The organism is Streptomyces sp. NBC_00285 (genome assembly GCF_036174265.1).
In the GTDB taxonomy this organism is placed as follows: Bacteria; Actinomycetota; Actinomycetes; order Streptomycetales; family Streptomycetaceae; genus Streptomyces.
Window position 1 is genome coordinate 9,156,685 of record NZ_CP108055.1, and the last position, 16,387, is coordinate 9,173,071.

13 protein-coding genes and 2 pseudogenes are annotated in these 16,387 nt (G+C 71.2%); 8 read left to right on the plus strand and 7 right to left on the minus strand.

All coding sequences use genetic code 11. The annotated features are described in order from the left end of the window. Window positions 1-35: 35 nt before the first annotated feature. The 3 genes from OHT57_RS41880 to OHT57_RS41890 are packed head-to-tail and all read left to right on the plus strand — an operon-like array spanning window position 36 to window position 2,595. Window positions 36-1,463 carry a S8/S53 family peptidase gene (locus tag OHT57_RS41880; protein ID WP_328752175.1) on the plus strand — a complete coding sequence of 476 codons (1,428 nt, stop codon included), beginning with the start codon at window positions 36-38 and terminating at the stop codon, window positions 1,461-1,463. Window positions 1,464-1,522: 59 nt separating this feature from the next. Continuing rightward, window positions 1,523-2,098: an RNA polymerase sigma factor gene (locus OHT57_RS41885; protein WP_328752176.1), complete on the plus strand. Its 576-nt coding sequence runs from the start codon at window positions 1,523-1,525 to the stop codon at window positions 2,096-2,098. 5 nt (window positions 2,099-2,103) lie between these two features. Further along, window positions 2,104-2,595 (plus strand): hypothetical protein, encoded by a 492-nt coding sequence (locus OHT57_RS41890; RefSeq protein ID WP_328753484.1) that lies wholly within the window; start codon window positions 2,104-2,106, stop codon window positions 2,593-2,595. 15 nt (window positions 2,596-2,610) lie between these two features. Here the strand turns inward: OHT57_RS41890 and OHT57_RS41895 are convergent, their stop codons facing one another. Both OHT57_RS41895 and OHT57_RS41900 read right to left on the minus strand, forming a co-directional pair. Beyond that, window positions 2,611-3,834, minus strand: coding sequence for a cytochrome P450 (locus OHT57_RS41895; protein ID WP_328752177.1), 1,224 nt, complete (start codon window positions 3,832-3,834; stop codon window positions 2,611-2,613). Window positions 3,835-3,892: 58 nt separating this feature from the next. Next, a complete protein-coding gene (locus tag OHT57_RS41900) occupies window positions 3,893-4,672 on the minus strand; it encodes an N-formylglutamate amidohydrolase (protein WP_328752178.1) in 780 nt (259 codons plus the stop codon). Window positions 4,673-4,719: 47 nt separating this feature from the next. Between OHT57_RS41900 and OHT57_RS41905 the strand changes: the two genes are divergently transcribed. Beyond that, complete coding sequence (locus tag OHT57_RS41905; protein ID WP_328752179.1) at window positions 4,720-5,049, plus strand: DUF5713 family protein; 330 nt, start codon at window positions 4,720-4,722, stop codon at window positions 5,047-5,049. A gap of 61 nt (window positions 5,050-5,110) precedes the next feature. On the opposite strand, the gene OHT57_RS41910 is transcribed toward OHT57_RS41905, so the two are convergent. Beyond that, window positions 5,111-7,330 (minus strand): NADP-dependent isocitrate dehydrogenase, encoded by a 2,220-nt coding sequence (locus OHT57_RS41910; RefSeq protein ID WP_328752180.1) that lies wholly within the window; start codon window positions 7,328-7,330, stop codon window positions 5,111-5,113. A gap of 206 nt (window positions 7,331-7,536) precedes the next feature. Here OHT57_RS41910 and OHT57_RS41915 point away from each other — a divergent pair, with 206 nt between their 5' ends. Then, on the plus strand, window positions 7,537-9,069 hold the full coding sequence (locus OHT57_RS41915; protein ID WP_328752181.1) for a M1 family metallopeptidase: 1,533 nt from the start codon (window positions 7,537-7,539) through the stop codon (window positions 9,067-9,069). Window positions 9,070-9,083: 14 nt separating this feature from the next. On the opposite strand, the gene OHT57_RS41920 is transcribed toward OHT57_RS41915, so the two are convergent. Beyond that, the gene (locus tag OHT57_RS41920) at window positions 9,084-10,169 is read right to left on the minus strand and encodes a mechanosensitive ion channel family protein (protein WP_328753486.1); all 1,086 of its coding nucleotides are present in this window, start codon (window positions 10,167-10,169) and stop codon (window positions 9,084-9,086) included. A gap of 573 nt (window positions 10,170-10,742) precedes the next feature. Then, window positions 10,743-11,717 (minus strand): lysylphosphatidylglycerol synthase transmembrane domain-containing protein, encoded by a 975-nt coding sequence (locus tag OHT57_RS41925; protein ID WP_328752182.1) that lies wholly within the window; start codon window positions 11,715-11,717, stop codon window positions 10,743-10,745. Between the two features lie 150 nt (window positions 11,718-11,867). On the opposite strand from OHT57_RS41925, the gene OHT57_RS41930 reads away from it, so the two are divergent. Then, window positions 11,868-13,769 carry an ABC transporter ATP-binding protein gene (locus OHT57_RS41930; RefSeq protein ID WP_328753487.1) on the plus strand — a complete coding sequence of 634 codons (1,902 nt, stop codon included), beginning with the start codon at window positions 11,868-11,870 and terminating at the stop codon, window positions 13,767-13,769. Between the two features lie 123 nt (window positions 13,770-13,892). Here the strand turns inward: OHT57_RS41930 and OHT57_RS41935 are convergent. Further along, window positions 13,893-14,162: pseudogene (locus OHT57_RS41935) on the minus strand (hemerythrin domain-containing protein); the annotation flags it as partial. A 53-nt stretch (window positions 14,163-14,215) separates the two neighbouring features. Further along, window positions 14,216-14,833: a CGNR zinc finger domain-containing protein gene (locus OHT57_RS41940; protein ID WP_443053546.1), complete on the minus strand. Its 618-nt coding sequence runs from the start codon at window positions 14,831-14,833 to the stop codon at window positions 14,216-14,218. An 86-nt stretch (window positions 14,834-14,919) separates the two neighbouring features. Between OHT57_RS41940 and OHT57_RS41945 the strand changes: the two genes are divergently transcribed. After that, complete coding sequence (locus OHT57_RS41945) at window positions 14,920-15,687, plus strand: MBL fold metallo-hydrolase (protein ID WP_328752184.1); 768 nt, start codon at window positions 14,920-14,922, stop codon at window positions 15,685-15,687. A 349-nt stretch (window positions 15,688-16,036) separates the two neighbouring features. Continuing rightward, window positions 16,037-16,381, plus strand: a pseudogene (locus tag OHT57_RS41950) (hypothetical protein); the annotation flags it as partial. Window positions 16,382-16,387: the final 6 nt, after the last annotated feature.

Consider the following 16,387-nt stretch of genomic DNA (forward strand, 5'->3'; position numbering starts at 1 on the left):
GACTGACGACCGCCGCCCCACTGGGAGGACACGCCATGGCACCACAGCGATTCCACGAGCAGTTCGACCAGATCCAGCGCTCCATGCCCGACGTCCCCCTCGCCCTGGGACCCGACGACGCCTCGGAGTTCATCTATGAGAAGGGTGTCGTCCTCGCTCGCGACGGCCAGGAGGCCGCGCTCGTGGAACAGACCGTGCGCACCCACTTCACCGAGGCGACCGGTCTGACCGGCGACCTTGTGCGCCGGGACAGCCCGGAGACCAACCGCTCGGGCATCACCCGCATCAAGGTCGGCGACCCGGGCCACGGCGACCGGCGCGGCGACCGCGCCGTCACCCACGCCCTGCGCGCCCTGAGTGAACGCGAGGGACGCGCCGGACGCCGACTGGTCAGCCGCAACCACGTGGTGTCGATCGCGGTCAACTCCTGCCCCGGCGACGAGCCCGTGCCCGCCGCGCTCAGCCAGGGCACCAACCCGGCCCCCGCGGAAGCGGGTTACGACGCCGACACCGCCGTGGGAGTCCTGGTCGTCGACAACGGCCTCACCCACGACCACAACCTGGTCCCGCTGCTCGCCCACGTCGAGGGCGACCCGCACGGCACCGAGACCGACGGGGCCGGCAACCTGCTCCAGTACGTCGGCCACGGCACGTTCATCGCCGGAATCCTCGCGGCCGTCGCGCCCAACACCGACATCACCGTCCGCAGCACCCTCAACGACGCGGGCGCCATCCTGGAGTCCGAGCTCGGCGAGAAGCTCTTCGAGGCCGTCGCCGACGGCTGGCCCGACATCATCAGCCTCTCCGCCGGCACCTCCAACGGTCGCACGGACGGCCTGCTCGGCATGGACGCCTTCATGCAGGAACTGCGCGCCCACGACACCCTGTTGGTGGCCGCGGCCGGCAACAACGCCAGCGCCAGCCCGTTCTGGCCCGCCGCGTACGCCGACCTGCCCGAGTACCAGGACGTCGTGCTGTCGGTCGGCGCGCTGCGCGGCGACGGGGAGTTCGGCGCCTGCTTCAGCAACCACGGCCCCTGGGTGAAGGTCTTCGCCCCCGGCGAGCGCCTCACCAGCACCCTCACCGGCTTCGACGCGCCCGTGCCGTACGTCTACCAGCACTCCACGTACGAGGCCTGCCGGTTCGGCTTCACCTATGTGTGCACCTGCCAGTCCCCGTCCCACGTCGGCCTGTTGAGCGAGGACGGCACCACCGCCAAGCCGGACCAGGTGATGTTCGAGGGATACGCGCACTGGAGCGGCACCTCCTTCGCGACCCCCGTCGTCGCCGGCCTGGTCGCCGCCCACATGAGCGCGAACAAGGAAACCGCCCCACGCACCGCCCGCCGACAACTCCTCGCCGGCAGCACGCAGTTCGCCGAAGTGCGCGGGGCGCACGTACCGGCGCTGAGGCCGGCCGGCTGGCACCCGGTGCCGGTCGTGCAGCGCCCTGTCGGCGCATGACGGCCGGAGTGGTCCCCTCCACGGCGTACGATGACTGGCCGTACACGAGGGGTGGGACCGTGGACCGAGAAGATGTCGGTGGGCTGGTCCAGTCCGCCGTCGACGGTGACGCGGCGGCCTGGAAGGCGCTCGTGGAAGGGCTGAGCCCACTGGTGTGGTCCGTCGCGCGCGCACACCGGCTCTCCGACGCCGACGCGCACGAGGTGTACCAGACCGTGTGGTTCCGCTTCGCCCAGCACCTCGGGCGGATCCGCGAACCCGACAAGGCCAAGTCCTGGCTGGCGAGCACCGCCCGCCACGAGTGCCTCAAGGTGCTCAAGAACTTAAGGCGGCTTACCGTCACCGACGATCCGCGCCTGCTGGACCGGATCAGCGAGGACCGTACGCCCGAGCAGTCGTTCATCGACTCCGAGGAGGCCGCCGCCCAGAGCGAGCGCGTCCGGTACCTGTGGCAGGAGTTCGAGGAACTCGGCGAGCGGTGCAGGCAGTTGCTGCGCATCCTGATGGCCTCGCCGAAGCCCGGCTACCAGGAGGTGTCCGCCGCCCTGGGTATCGCGGTGGGCAGCATCGGACCACTGCGCCAGCGCTGTCTGAGGCGGCTGCGGGCGCGACTCGAAGCCCGGGGGGCGGTATGAGCGACATGAACGACGACCTCGGCGACGACGGCGTCTTCGACGAAGAGGCATTGCCGGACGAGGAGTTCGCCCTCGACCTGCTGGAGGAGGAGCTGCGGCAGGCCGCGGCGATCCTGGACCCCGTCCCGCCCGCCCTGCGGCAGATCGCCGTCGAGGCGTTCGCGCTGCACGATCTGGACAGCCGGATCGCCGAGCTGACCTTCGACTCGGTGGTGGACGCCCTCCCCGTGCGGGGAGCGACGGGAGCGCCACGGATGCTGACCTTCCACGCGGGTGAGGTGACGGTCGACGTCGAACTCACCGCGCAGGGCCTGATGGGGCAGGTGCTGCCGCCGCGCACGGCCCGCATCGAGGTGCTCAGCGGTCCGCAGGCGGGCTCCCCGCTGACCACCGACGACATGGGCCGTTTCACCTACGAGACGGCCCCCGCCGGTCCCTTCGCCCTTCGGCTGCGGACCGGTGACGAGGTGATCGTCACCGACTGGCTGACCGTCTGATCCGGCCGCGCCCGCTCACCAGCTGACGGGCAGGGTCTGCGGCCCGCGGATCATCGTCCTCCGGCGCCAGACGACGTCGTCGGCCGACACCGCGAGCCGCAGGTCCGGCAGCCGGTCGAGCAGGGTGTCGACCAGGAGCTCGGTCTGCAGCCGGGCGAGCACCGCGCCCGTGCAGTAGTGCGCGCCGTTGCCGAAGGCCAGGTGCGGGTTGGGGTCCCGGTCGGGGTCGATGCGGTCCGGGTCCGGGAAGACGTCCGGGTCGCGGTTGGCGGCCAGGTAGGAGACGTACACGGCGTCGCCCGCACGGATCCGGAGTCCGTACAGGTCGACGTCCTCCAGGGCGATCCGGGCGAGGCCGACCGAGGTGCGGTGCGGGATGTGGCGCAGCAGCTCGTCGAGGGCGGCGGCGCGCGCCTCGGGCTGATGGCGCATCCGTTCCATCAGCTCGGGCCGCGTCAGCAACAGGTACAGGATCTGGCCGCAGTTGTGGGTGACGGCCTCGCCGCCGATCTGGAGGGGCCCGGCGAGCCCGACCGCCTCGGTCTCACCGATCTCACCCCGCCGCACGGCGGCTCCGAGCAGCGAGTACACGTCGTCGCCGCTGCTGTGGGCGCGGGCCCGTACGGTGTCCGTGATCCAGCCGTACAGCCCGTTCTTGGCCTTCTCGGCGGCCTCGGCCCCGCCGGAGGTCGAGATGATCTGCCGGGTCCAGCCGTGCACGCGCTCGCGATCGGCGGCGGGCACCCCCATGACCTCGCTGACCAGGGCGAGGGGAAAGGGTTCGAGGACGCGCTCGACGAGGTCCGCGGGCGGCCCGACCTGGACGAGACCGTCGACGAGCCGGTCGAGCATGTCCTGTGCCCGGGGCCGCAGCCGCTTCATCGCCGCCACGGTGAACGCCCCGGCGACCGCCTTGCGCAGCCGGTTGTGGTCGGGCTGGTCGGCGAACGCGAGAGAGCCCGGCCGGGGCTTGAAATGCGGGGCCAGCCTTGTCACCTGACGGTTCGTCACCTCGGCGCGGCTGAACCGCGGATCGTTGGTGACAGCCCTGACGTCCGCGTAGCGGGTGGCCAGCCACGCCCAGCCCTCGCCGTGCGGCAGCCGGATCCGGGTGAGCGGTCCCTCGCGCATCAGCTCCGCGAGCACCGGGTCGAACTCGGTCCCGGCCAGGTCGAGCGCGGGCCACTCCCGCACCGGGGGCGGGGCCTGCTCTGCCAGCGTGGTGGTCTCCTCGGTCATGCCACCCACCCTCACCGCCCCCCGGGCGCGTGTCGCGCCGGAGTGCTCCAGGCGGAGGTCAGACCAGGGCGTCCACGAGAGCGGCCAGCGCCCCGGCCAGCCCGTGCAGCCCCGGCCCGGCGGGCCCGCCGGGTTCCGTCATGTACGTGTCCCGCCGGATCTCCACCATCAGGGCACTCACCCGGGGATCACGGCCGTAGACCTCCAGCGGTACGTACGTCCCGCTGAACGGACTGTCCAGCCCGACCTCCCAGGACGCGAACGCCTCCCGGGCCGCGGCCTGCAGTTCGGGCGGAGTGTGGAAGGGGTCGGTGCCGAGGCAGACGGGCGGCCGGAACCCGTCGCCGTGCAACTCGTACGGCAGCGGCTCACCGGGGTAGGAGTGCACGTCGATGATCACGGCCCGCCCGGTGGCGGCCAGCCGCTGTGCCACGGCCTCGGTCATGGCCCGGGCGTACGGCCGGAAGTAGCGCGCGATCAGCGGCTCGGGGTCGGTGTCCGCGGGCCGCAGCGCCTCCCGGTGGGTGGTCTGCGTGTACACGGCGCCCATCCCCACGGCGAGCATCTCCTCCCGCCCGTCCGGGAACCGCTCGGGGTCGACGACCAGCCGCGACAGCCTGTTCACGAACCGCCACGGCATCAGGTGGGCCCGACCGGCCGCCTCGTCGGCGAGCTCCGCCGTATGCGCGTCGACGATGTGGTCGAGCTCCCGCTCCAGCGCGGAGTCGTCCAGCACGATCTGCGCCCGCACCTCGGCCGGTATCTCCCGAGCCGAGTGCGGCACATGGAGGATCACCGGCGATTGCTCGGCACCGGGCAACAGGTCGAACGAGGGCATACGGCCGCTCCCGGGGCGTTGTCAGTGGCGTGGTGCACCATCTCAGCATGACCCTCAGCAACACACAGGTGAGTACCCACCCGTTCCTCAAGGCGCTCTACGAGGACGGCTACTACCCCGACCACGCGGTGGACCGGGGCAAGGACATCCTGCTGCGCCTGTGCGCGCGCATCGAGGCCGAGCGGCCCGCCGACCTCGCCGCGCTGTACGTCCTGACCCACGCGGCCACCGAGGAGCTCAACGACCTCCAGGACGAGGACTTCGACATAGAGACCGTGGCCCGCGAGGAGCTGGCCGGGGAGTTCTGGTTCGTGTCCCGGGCCTACGGCTTCGCGGACGCGGACGTCGAGGAGCTGATCGCTCCCCGCGACTGGTGAGACGCGCACCGCCCCGGCCGGGCACAGGCCGACCGGGGCGGTGTCGCACAGCGGGTCCGCGTCAGCTCAGGGACGCGAGCACCTCGTTCCACGTGGTGGAGGGGCGCATGATCTTCGCGGCCTTGGCCGGGTCGGGCTGGTAGTAGCCGCCGATGTCGGCCGGCTTGCCCTGGACGGCGTTCAGCTCGCCGACGATCTTCTGCTCGTTCGAGGCGAGGGTCTCGGCGAGCGGGGCGAAGGCCTTCGCCAGGTCCGCGTCGTCGGTCTGCGAGGCCAGTTCCTGCGCCCAGTACAGGGACAGGAAGAAGTGGCTGCCCCGGTTGTCGATGCCGCCGACGCGACGGGTCGGGGACTTGTCCTCGTTGAGGAAGGTCGCCGTGGCGCGGTCGAGGGTGTCGGCGAGGACCTTGGCCTTGGCGTTGTTCGTGGCCGCCGCGTACTGCTCCAGGGACGGCACCAGCGCGAAGAACTCACCGAGGGAGTCCCAGCGCAGGTAGTCCTCCTTGACGAGCTGCTGGACGTGCTTGGGCGCGGAGCCGCCGGCGCCGGTCTCGAACAGTCCGCCGCCCGCCATCAGCGGCACGACCGACAGCATCTTGGCGCTGGTGCCCAGCTCCAGGATGGGGAAGAGGTCGGTCAGGTAGTCGCGCAGGACGTTGCCGGTCACCGAGATGGTGTCCTCGCCGCGGCGGATGCGCTCCACCGACAGCTTGGTGGCCTCGACCGGGTTGAGGATCCGGATGTCCAGGCCCTCGGTGTCGTGCTCCGTCAGGTAGGCGTTGACCTTGGCGATCAGGTTGGCGTCGTGCGCGCGGGTCTCGTCCAGCCAGAACACGGCCGGGTTCCCGGTGGCGCGGGCGCGGGTGACGGCCAGCTTCACCCAGTCCCGGATCGGCGCGTCCTTGGTCTGGCAGGCGCGGAAGATGTCACCGGCGGAGACCGCCTGCTCGATCACCGCGTTGCCGGCCTGGTCGACGAGGCGGACCGTGCCGGTGACCGGGATCTCGAAGGTCTTGTCGTGGGAGCCGTACTCCTCGGCCTTCTGCGCCATGAGGCCGACGTTCGGGACGGAGCCCATCGTCGACGGGTCGTAGGCGCCGTTGGCACGGCAGTCGTCGAGGACGACCTGGTACACGCCCGCGTAGCTGGAGTCCGGCAGCACCGCGAGGGTGTCCGCCTCCTGGCCGTCCGGGCCCCACATGTGGCCCGAGGTGCGGATCATGGCCGGCATCGAGGCGTCGACGATCACGTCGGACGGCACGTGCAGGTTGGTGATGCCCTTGTCGGAGTCGACCATCGCCAGGGCCGGGCCCTCGGCGAGCTCGGCGTCGAAGGAGGCCTTGATCTCGGCACCCTCGGGCAGGGACTCCAAGCCCTTGTGGATGCCGCCCAGACCGTCGTTCGGGGTCAGGCCGGCCGCGGCGAGCGTCTGGCCGTAGCGCGCGAAGGTCTTCGGGAAGAACGCGCGGACCACGTGACCGAAGATGATCGGGTCGGAGACCTTCATCATCGTGGCCTTCAGGTGCACCGAGAACAGCACGTCCTCGGTCTTGGCGCGGGCGATCTGCGCGGTGAGGAACTCCCGCAGGGGGGCCACGTGCAGCACCGAGGCGTCTACGACCTCGTCCGCGAGGACCGGTACCGACTCGCGCAGCACCTTGGTGGAGCCGTCGTCGCCGACCAGCTCGATCCGCAGCGAACCGGCCTCGGAGATCACGACGGACTTCTCGGTGGAACGGAAGTCGTCGACACCCATCGTCGCGACGTTCGTCTTCGAGTCGGCCGACCAGGCACCCATGCGGTGCGGGTGCGCCTTGGCGTAGTTCTTGACCGAGCCGGGGGCGCGGCGGTCGGAGTTGCCCTCACGCAGGACCGGGTTCACGGCGGAGCCCTTGACCTTGTCGTAGCGGGCCTGGATGTCCCGCTCCTCGTCGGTCTTCGGGTCGTCCGGGTAGTCCGGCAGCGCGTAGCCCTGGGCCTGCAGCTCGGCGACCGCGGCCTTGAGCTGCGGGATCGACGCCGAGATGTTCGGCAGCTTGATGATGTTGGCCTCGGGCGTCTTGGCCAGCTCGCCCAGTTCCTGCAGGGCGTCCGGAATCCGCTGGTCCTCGGCCAGGTACTCCGGGAACACCGCGATGAGGCGCCCGGCCAGCGAGATGTCCCGCGTCTCCACGGAGACACCCGCCTGCGAGGCGTACGCCTTGACCACCGGCAGGAACGAATACGTCGCCAGGGCCGGGGCCTCGTCAGTGTGCGTATAGATGATGGTCGAGTCAGTCACCGGGTGCTCCGCTCCACGTCTGCAACATTGCTCGACATCAAGATATCTCGTGCTCGACTCCGCCTCGACAGGGGTCCGCGCAGGCTGTCCGAGAATCCGTACATCCTCCGAGGCAACTCATGCGTCCGATCCGGTGGTCATGCATGTTGATCACACCCATCCGACGGCCGGACCCGACCATCCGGCCGCCTGAGCGAAAGCGGACCATGAGATATCGCACCAGAGTGACGGCACCGGCAGCTCTGCTCGGCACCATGGCGGCCCTGTCCCTGGCCTCCCCGGCGCACGCGGACCCGGAGACCGGCACCCCTGGCCCGGAGACCCTGGGGGACTCCGTCTTCCCGAGCCTCGGCAACGACGGTTACCGCGTCTCCGCGTACCACCTGGACATCGCGTACGACGCCACGACCCGGCTCGTCGACGCGACGGCGACCCTCACGGTCACCGCCACCCAGGAGCTGAGCCGTCTCTCCCTGGACGCCCTGGGCCTGGAGATAGGCACCGTGACCGTGGCCGGTACGGCGGCCGCCTTCGAGCAGGTGGGCGAGAAGCTGCGGATCACGCCCGCCGGCCCGCTGCCCGCGCAGGAGACGGTCACCGTCGTCGTGGCCTACTCGGCCGACCCGCGCCGCTCCCTCGCCCACACCGCCTGGGTCCCCACCCCGGACGGGTTCGCGATCTGCCCCCAGCCGAACTCGGCGCACACCGTCTTCCCGTGCAACGACCACCCCTCGGACAAGGCGGACTTCACCTTCCGCGTCACCGTCCCGGCGGGCCTCAAGGGCGTCGCGAGCGGCCACCTGGTGAGCACCGAGGACCTCGGCGACGGGCGGACCGCGTACTGCTACCGCTCCCGGGAGCCCATCGCCACGGAGATCGTGCAGATCACCGTCGGCGACTACGTCATCAAGGACCGGGCAGGGCCGCACGGACTGCCGCTGCGGGACGTCGTCCCGGCCGCCCGCGCCGCCGCCCTGGAGCCCGCGCTCGCCCTCACCCCGAACCTGGTGAGCTGGCTCGAACAGCGCCTCGGTGCCTTCCCGTTCGAGACGTACGGCCTGCTGCCCTGCAACTCCGACGACGCGAACGCCTTCGACTTCACCGGCCTGGAGACCCAGACCCTCACCCTGTACAAGCCGAACTTCCTGCTCCAGGCGGAGAAGAGCATCGGCTCGCACATGATGCACGAGCTGGTCCACTCCTACTTCGGCAACAGCGTCAGCCCCGCCTCATGGGCCGACCTGTGGCTCAACGAGGGCCACGCCGACTTCTACGGACTGCTGTACCGCTACGAGCGCGGCTGGACCGACTCCCTCGGCCTGACCACGATGGAAGCGCGCATGAAGGACACGTACGCGCGCGGCGACCAGTGGCGGAAGTCCTCGGGCCCGGTCGCGGCGCCGAACGAGGCCAACCTCTTCGACAGCCAGCGCTACCTCGGCGGCGTCCTCGTCCTGTACGCGCTGCGCCAGCAGGTCGGCGAGACGGTCTTCAGCGCCATCGAGCTCACCTTCCTGGAGCGCTTCCGCAACTCCTCGGCGTCGACGGACGACTACATCGCCGTCGCCTCGGAGGTCTCCGGCACGGACCAGTCCGGCTTCCTGCGGGACTGGCTCCTCGGCACCAAGACCCCGAGGATGCCCGGCCACCCGGACTGGACCGTGACCCCGGTGACGTCGACGCTGCGCACACCGCAGAGCCGGCCCAGCGGCTCCCACGACAACTCGGCCACCCTGTAAGGGCCGAGCCCCGGTCAGTCGAACCGGGCGGAGGACACCTCGCCCGGCTCGATCACCGTCTCATGGCCACGCTGGTGCGGAATCGACACCGACCCCTGCTGGATGGCCACGGTCCGCGTGGGCGCCGGAATCCGGATGCCCTCCTCGCGGTAGCGCCTGTGCAGCTGCTTGATGAACTCGTGCTTGATCCGGAACTGGTCGCTGAACTCCCCGACGCCCAGGATCACCGTGAAGCCGATGCGGGAGTCGCCGAACGTGTGGAAGCGGACCAGCGGTTCATGCTCCGGGAGCGCGCCCTCGACCTCCTTCATGACCTTGGCGACGACCTCGCAGGTGACCCGCTCGACGTGCTCCAGATCGCTGTCGTAGGCCACCCCGACCTGCACCAGGATCGTCAACTGCTGCTCGGGACGCATGAAGTTGGTCATGTTCGTCCTGGCGAGCTCCCCGTTGGGGACGACGATCAGGTTGTTGGAGAGCGCGCGGACCGTCGTCTGACGCCAGTTGATGTCCTCGACGTACCCTTCCTCGCCGCTGCTCAGACGGATGTAGTCGCCGGGCTGCACGGTCTTGGAGGCCAGGATGTGGATGCCGGCGAAGAGGTTGGCGAGGGTGTCCTGCAGGGCGAGCGCGACCGCGAGACCGCCGACGCCCAGGGCGGTGAGCATCGGCGCTATGGAGATGCCGAGGGTCTGGAGCACCACCAGGAAGCCGATCGCGAGGACCAGCACCCGGGTGATGTTGACGAAGATCGTGGCTGAGCCGGCGACCCCGGAGCGGGAGGTGGTGACCGTCCGCACGAGTCCGGCGACCAGCCGGGCCGCCGCCACCGTGACGACGAAGATCAGCAGTACGGTCAGCACCTGGTTGACCGTGCGCTGGACGCCCTTGGTCAGTGGCAGCGCCGCCGCGGCGACGGCGATGCCGCCCGCGATCGCCGCCGAGGGCACCACGGTCCGCAGCGCGGCCACGAGGACGTCGTCACCGCCCCACTTGGTACGGTCCGCGTGCTTGCCGAGCCACTTGAGCAGCATGCGCAGCAGGAACGCCGCCAAGAGGCCCGCGATCACGGCGATGCCGGCGCCGACCATGTCGTCCATGGTGAGTTCCCGTTGAAATGCCGTCACGTTGCCACCTGTTCGAAAGTGCGGGAAGTGCGATCGCGTCGGCCGTGTGAAGGTTCCGTGGCCGACGCGACCGCTCATCCTGCCGTATCCGGTACGGGAGTTCGTACCTGGCCGGGCACCGGATCGCCGTGTTTCGGACGATGTCCTCGGCACGTCGTGCCTGCTCCCGGCCGGGCGCCGGACTCCCGCTCCCTTGCGTCCACCGCCCCCCACGTCACAGCAGCCCGTCCGCTGGTCCTGCCCCACCGACCCGAGCTCCACGGACCCGGCCGAAAACCGCCCCCGCACGCCGCTGCCACCGGAGCGCCGAGCCCGGCAGGGCCTTCACCGGCGGGTGACCGATCCGTGCCGCCCGGGTCGGATGGCCTTCGGCCGGTCCGGCGCTCTGTCACTGGAGCACCGGGTCCGGCAGGGCCCTCGCCGGCGGGTGACCGATCCGTGCCGCCCGGGTCGTCGGATGACCTGCGGCCGGTCCAGCACTCCGCCACCGAAGGGCCGAGCCCGGCAGGGCCTTCACGGGCGGGCGACCGACGGCTGCCGTCCGGGTCAGATGACCTTCAGCCGGACCAGCGCGCCCAGCGTGAGCGCGCCCGGCACCAGCGGTACCCAGACCGTGATGATCCGGTAGGCGAGCACCACCGCCGTGGCCACGGCCGCCGGGCCGCCGGCCGCCACCAGCGCGATCACCAGGGCCGCCTCCACCGAACCGACCCCGCCGGGCGTCGGCACCAGCGCCACCGCGCAGGTCGCCGCGAGGTAGGCGAGGGCCATGTGCACCGGCGGCACCGACAGCCCCAGCGCCTGCCCCACCGCGGCCAGACCGGCCGCCTGGAGCGCGGGGAAGGCGAGCGAACCGCCCCACAGCGCCAGCACCCGGGACGGGCGGGTGTGCACCGAGCGGGCCTCGCGCAGCGCGGTCCGCAGGAAGGAGCACAGGGCCGTCCGGACCCGGCGGACACCCACGAGCACGCCCACGGCCACCACCAGCACTCCGCCGAGCCCCAGCAGCAGCGGACCGGCGCTCGCGTCGGGCAGCAGCGTGCCGAGCCGCAGTGCGTCGGGGAAGGCGACGAAGAGCGCGGCCAGCAGGGTGAGCCGGCCGATCGACTCCGCCAGCAGATAGAGCGCGAGCGCGGCCGAGGAGCGGGCGAGCGGGACCCCGCACACGGTCATGAAGCGCAGGTTCACCGCGCCCGCGCCGAGTCCGGTCGGCAGCAGGTGGTTGGCCGCGCCCGCCGCGAACTGCGTAGCGAGCAGCCGCCGCCGGGGCAGCCGCTCCACGACGGCACCCTGCCGGGTGAAGGAGGCCGCCACCCAGGTCAGGCAGGTGGTACCGGCGGCGGCGAGCAGCCACGGCCACTCGGCGTGCCGCAGATGACCGAAGCCCTCGGCGAGCACGGACCGGTGCCGCACCGCGACGACGGTGACCAGCAGAAGCGGGACCAGACACAGGATCTGGCGGATTCGACGGGCGGGGAGGCGCTCGAGAGGGCGTCCCTGGGGGAGTTCTACCGCTGTCACACCAGGAGAGGTTCTCCGGACCGCGCCAACGGCGGGTTGCGGAAGCGGGGCCAGGGTCTTACGTACGGTCATCGAGTCCTTCGGTGGGGCAGTCGATGTTCGAGCATTGACCTCAACGACGCTTGAGGTCCTACGTTGTCTCCCATGAGCATGGAGACCACAGCCTGGACACAGCTGCACAGTGTCATGAACGCCGAGCAGGAACGCCGCCCCTTCGCCCGCGCGACGCTGCGCCGCATCGGCGAGTTTGCCCGCCCGCACCGCAGGCGCATCGCACGCTTCGTCGTGCTCGGGGTGGCGACCGCGCTGCTCGCCGTCGCCACGCCCGTACTGGCCGGGCACATCGTCGACGCGATCGTGTCGGGCGACGACGAGGGCAAGGTCGTACGCCTGGCCCTGCTCATCGCCCTCATCGCGGTCGCGGAGGCGGCGCTCGGCATCGTCGCCAGACGCCTGTCGTCCTCGCTCGGGGAGGGCCTCATCCTCGATCTCCGGACGGCTGTGTTCGATCATGTGCAGCGCATGCCGGTCGCGTTCTTCACACGTACTCGTACGGGAGCGCTGGTCTCCCGTCTCAACAACGACGTCATCGGCGCGCAGCGCGCCTTCAGCAACACCCTGTCCGGCGTGGTCAGCAACCTGGTCACCCTGCTGCTGACCCTTGTGGTGATGCTCACCCTCTCCTGGCAGATCACCCTGCTCGCCCTCGCACTGCTCCCGGTGTTCGTGATCCCGGCCCGCCGCATGGGCAGCCGGATGGCCCGCATGCAGCGGGAGGCCGCCACCCTGAACGCGGCCATGGGCACCCGGATGACCGAACGCTTCTCCGCGCCCGGCGCCACCCTGGTCAAGCTCTTCGGCCGCCCCGAGCAGGAGTCCGAGGAGTTCGCGGCCCGGGCCCGCCAGGTGGCGGACATCGGCGTACGGACCGCCACCGCCCAGTCGGTGTTCATCACCGCCCTGACGCTGGTCTCCGCCCTGGCCCTCGCCCTGGTCTACGGCCTCGGCGGCTGGTTCGCCCTGCGCGGCAGCCTGGAACCCGGCGCGGTGGTCTCCCTGGCGCTGCTCCTGACCCGCATGTACGCCCCGCTCACCGCACTGGCCGGAGCCCGCGTCGAGGTGATGAGCGCGCTGGTCAGTTTCGAGCGGGTCTTCGAGGTACTGGACCTGAAACCGCTGATCGAGGACAAGCCGGACGCCCGCGAGGTCCCCGAAGGACCCGTCGCCGTCGAGTTCTCGGACGTCCGCTTCGGCTACCCCTCCGCAGACAAGGTCTCCCTGGCCTCCCTGGAGGAGGTCGCCTCCCTCGACACCCGCGGCGGCGCCGAGGTCCTGCACGGCCTCTCCTTCAGGGCCGAACCCGGCCAGACGATCGCACTCGTCGGTTCGTCCGGCGCCGGCAAGTCGACCGTCGCCCAGTTGCTCCCCCGGCTGTACGACGTCGACGCGGGCGCCGTCCGCATCGGCGGCGTCGACGTCCGCGACCTGAGCGCCGGTTCCCTGCGGGCAACCCTCGGCATGGTCACCCAGGACGGCCACCTCTTCCACGACACGGTCCGCGCGAACCTGCTGCTGGCCCGCCCGGAGGCCGTCGAGTCGGAGCTGTGGGACGCCCTGAGCCGCTCCCGCCTCGACGCCCTCGTACGCTCCCTGCCCGACGGCCTCGACACCGTGGTCGGCGAGCGCGGCTACCGGCTCTCCGGCGGCGAACGCCAGCGCATGACCATCGCCCGGCTCCTGCTGGCCCGCCAGCGCGTCGTCATCCTCGACGAGGCCACCGCCCACCTGGACAACACCTCCGAGGCCGCCGTCCAGGAGGCACTCACCGAGGCCCTGGAGGGCAGGACGGCGATCGTGATCGCCCACCGGCTGTCGACGGTCCGCGCGGCCGACCAGATCCTGGTGGTCGAGGACGGGCAGATCGTGGAACGCGGCACCCATGAGGAACTGCTCGTACTCGACGGCCGGTACGCGGAGCTGTACCGGACCCAGTTCGCGTCACACGGCGAAGGGGCGACGGGGATCGGGGCGGCGAGCGAGGCCGTGGCCTGAGGGACGGCGCCATCGTCGGAGCCGGTCAGCCGGGACCGGACGCACGACTCCTGGGCCGCAGCGGTCACGTCGGAGGCTGCGGCCCAGGAGTCGGATCGCGCCCTGGAGCAGGGTGCCGACCGGTCAGCCGTCCTTGCCCATGGCCTTGCGTACGGCGTCCCGGGTGCGGTCGACCAGAGCGGCGACCGGCCCCAGGGTCATGTTCCTGGCCGCCGACTCGGTCCCGGGGTGGGGGCGGGTCGGGGCCACGGCCTCGGCCGCCTTCAGGGCGGTTGCCATGGAGGACAGCCGGGCCTTGTCCGCGTGGCGGCGGATGTGGTTGAACTCGTAGCGAGTTTTCAGCTCGGAGGTGCGGGCGTTGGCGCGGGCGTGGGGATGCGGGGATGCGCGAAGCCGCGCCCCGGCGCGGGTCTCGTGAACCGTCGGCGGGGCGGGGGTGGTTGAGCTCAGTCAGCGGTGGTCCGGGTGCGGCGGGCGTAGGCGCGGGCGGCCCGGGCTCTGTCGCCGCAGCGGACGGAGCACCAGTGGCGGCGTCCGGCGCGCAGCAGGTAGCGGTTGCAGGGGGCGGAGGGGCAGGCCGTCAGCCGTTCGGCGTCGGGGCCGGTGAGCAGGTCGGCGGCGTCGGCGGCGAGGATGCCGAGGGCTTGGTCGACGATCTGGTCGATGGGGTGCGGGGCGGTGCGGTGCATGCCACGGACGGAGTCCCAGCCGAGCGGGGAGGCGGTGGGGACTCGGGTGAGGGCGTCGTTGACGGCGGTCAGTGCGGCAGCGGGGGCGGGGAGTCCGTCGACCTGCGCGGCGAGCAGGACGCGTACTTGTTCGCGTAGGGAGCGCAGGCGGGCCGCGCAGATTTCCTGCAGACCGGCGTCCGCGGGGGCCAAGTCGTGGTCGGCCAGCCATTGGCCCGCGCCGGTCGGGGTGCCGAGCATGTCGAGGAACTGGCCGCCGGGCACGGCGATGGCGCTGTTGGCGAAGTCGAGTGCGGGGTAGAGCTCGGCGCCCGGAGCCGGCGGCAGCCCGTGGTCGGCGGGGCTCGCGGTGGAGGCGGTCTCGGTCTCACTCACGTTTCTCACGCTACAGCTTGCCTTCATCCGTGACAAACGCCTACTGTCACGGATGTAGGCCAATCTATCCGTGAGGTGGTTCCATCATGGCTGCAACCGACGCGTCCAGCGGACAGGTCCCCATCCGTGCCTTCGGCGGTCCGACCGCGCTCATCGAGTACGGCGGCCTGCGGTTCCTGACCGACCCGACCTTCGACGCTCCCGGCACGTACCCCTCGGGGCTGGCCAAGACCGCCCCCGCCTCCGCAACGCCGGCCGACCTGGGCCGCATCGACGTGGTGCTGCTGTCGCACGACGAGCACGACGACAACCTCGACGTGTCGGGCCGTGCGCTGCTCGCTGAGGTACCCCTGACCCTGACCACACCCGGTGGTGCGGGCAGGCTGGGCGGCACCGCACGCCCCCTGCAGGACTGGGAGTCCGTCGACCTGGACCGCCCGGGCGGCGGCACGGTCACCGTCACCGGCGTCCCGGCCCTGCACGGCCCCGGCGCCCGCGAGGACCTCGAACCGGTCGTCGGGGAGGTCGTCGGCTTCGTCCTGAGCGGCGACGGCCTGCCCACCGTCTACGTCAGCGGCGACAACGCCCAGCTCTCCCTGGTTCGCGAGATCGCCGACCGCTTCGGCCCGGTGGACACGGCCGTGCTCTTCGCCGGCGCCGTCCGCACCGATCTCCTGGACCGCCGGCTGCTCACCCTCGACAGTGCTCAGGCCGCCGAGGCCGCCCACATCCTGGACGCCCGCCGGATCGTGCCGGTCCACTTCGACAGTTGGGCCCACTTCACCGAGGGTCGCGAGCAGCTCGTGGGCGCCTTCACCGAAGCCGGATTGATCGACCGCGTGGAACTGGCCTGAACCCGCATGCCCGGCCTCCTCGCGCCACAGCGGCCCGTTCCCCGGCCGGCGCCGGCGTCACGCGGCGGGGCCAGGACGCGACGAGCCCCGTGTGCCGGTGCGGAAGTCACATCGACGCGCGGAGCCCGTTCCGGAGGCATTGATCCGGACCACTTCGTGATCTGGCGCGCCGTGGTTCGGGGTCACCGTCACAGCCGAGTATCCGGCAGACGAGCCGCTACCCCTGAGGTCGTGACGGCGTGAGGTCGTGCAACATTCGCACGAGTGATGCCTCCTTCGTTCGCTACATGGGTACTGAGTGAGTGGCTTTTCTGCCATGCCGCCGCCTCCCAGCAGCGATACTGGATGCATGGACACGACGATCACCGCCCCCCGCGCGGAGGTGCTGCGGGACCGCTACCGCAGCCGACTGCCCGAGCGCTTGCAGGAGCTGGACGGCCCCGTCGAGGGCGACGTGGACCTGCCGCTCCACATCGTCTGGTCCGGGCGGACGAGCTACAGCCTGGACCGTCCGAAGTCCCGCATGACGCTCTACCGGACCGTCCTCGCCGAAGGGCTGAGTGAGGACCTGGTGGCACTCCTGCATCACCGGCTGCTCACCGAGCAGTGGCCCGTGCTGCGGCGCTTGATCAGTCCCTACATCCGCGAGGTCTGGGAGGACGCCTTCGCCGAGCTGCTCCGCACTGCTCCCGCGATGGCG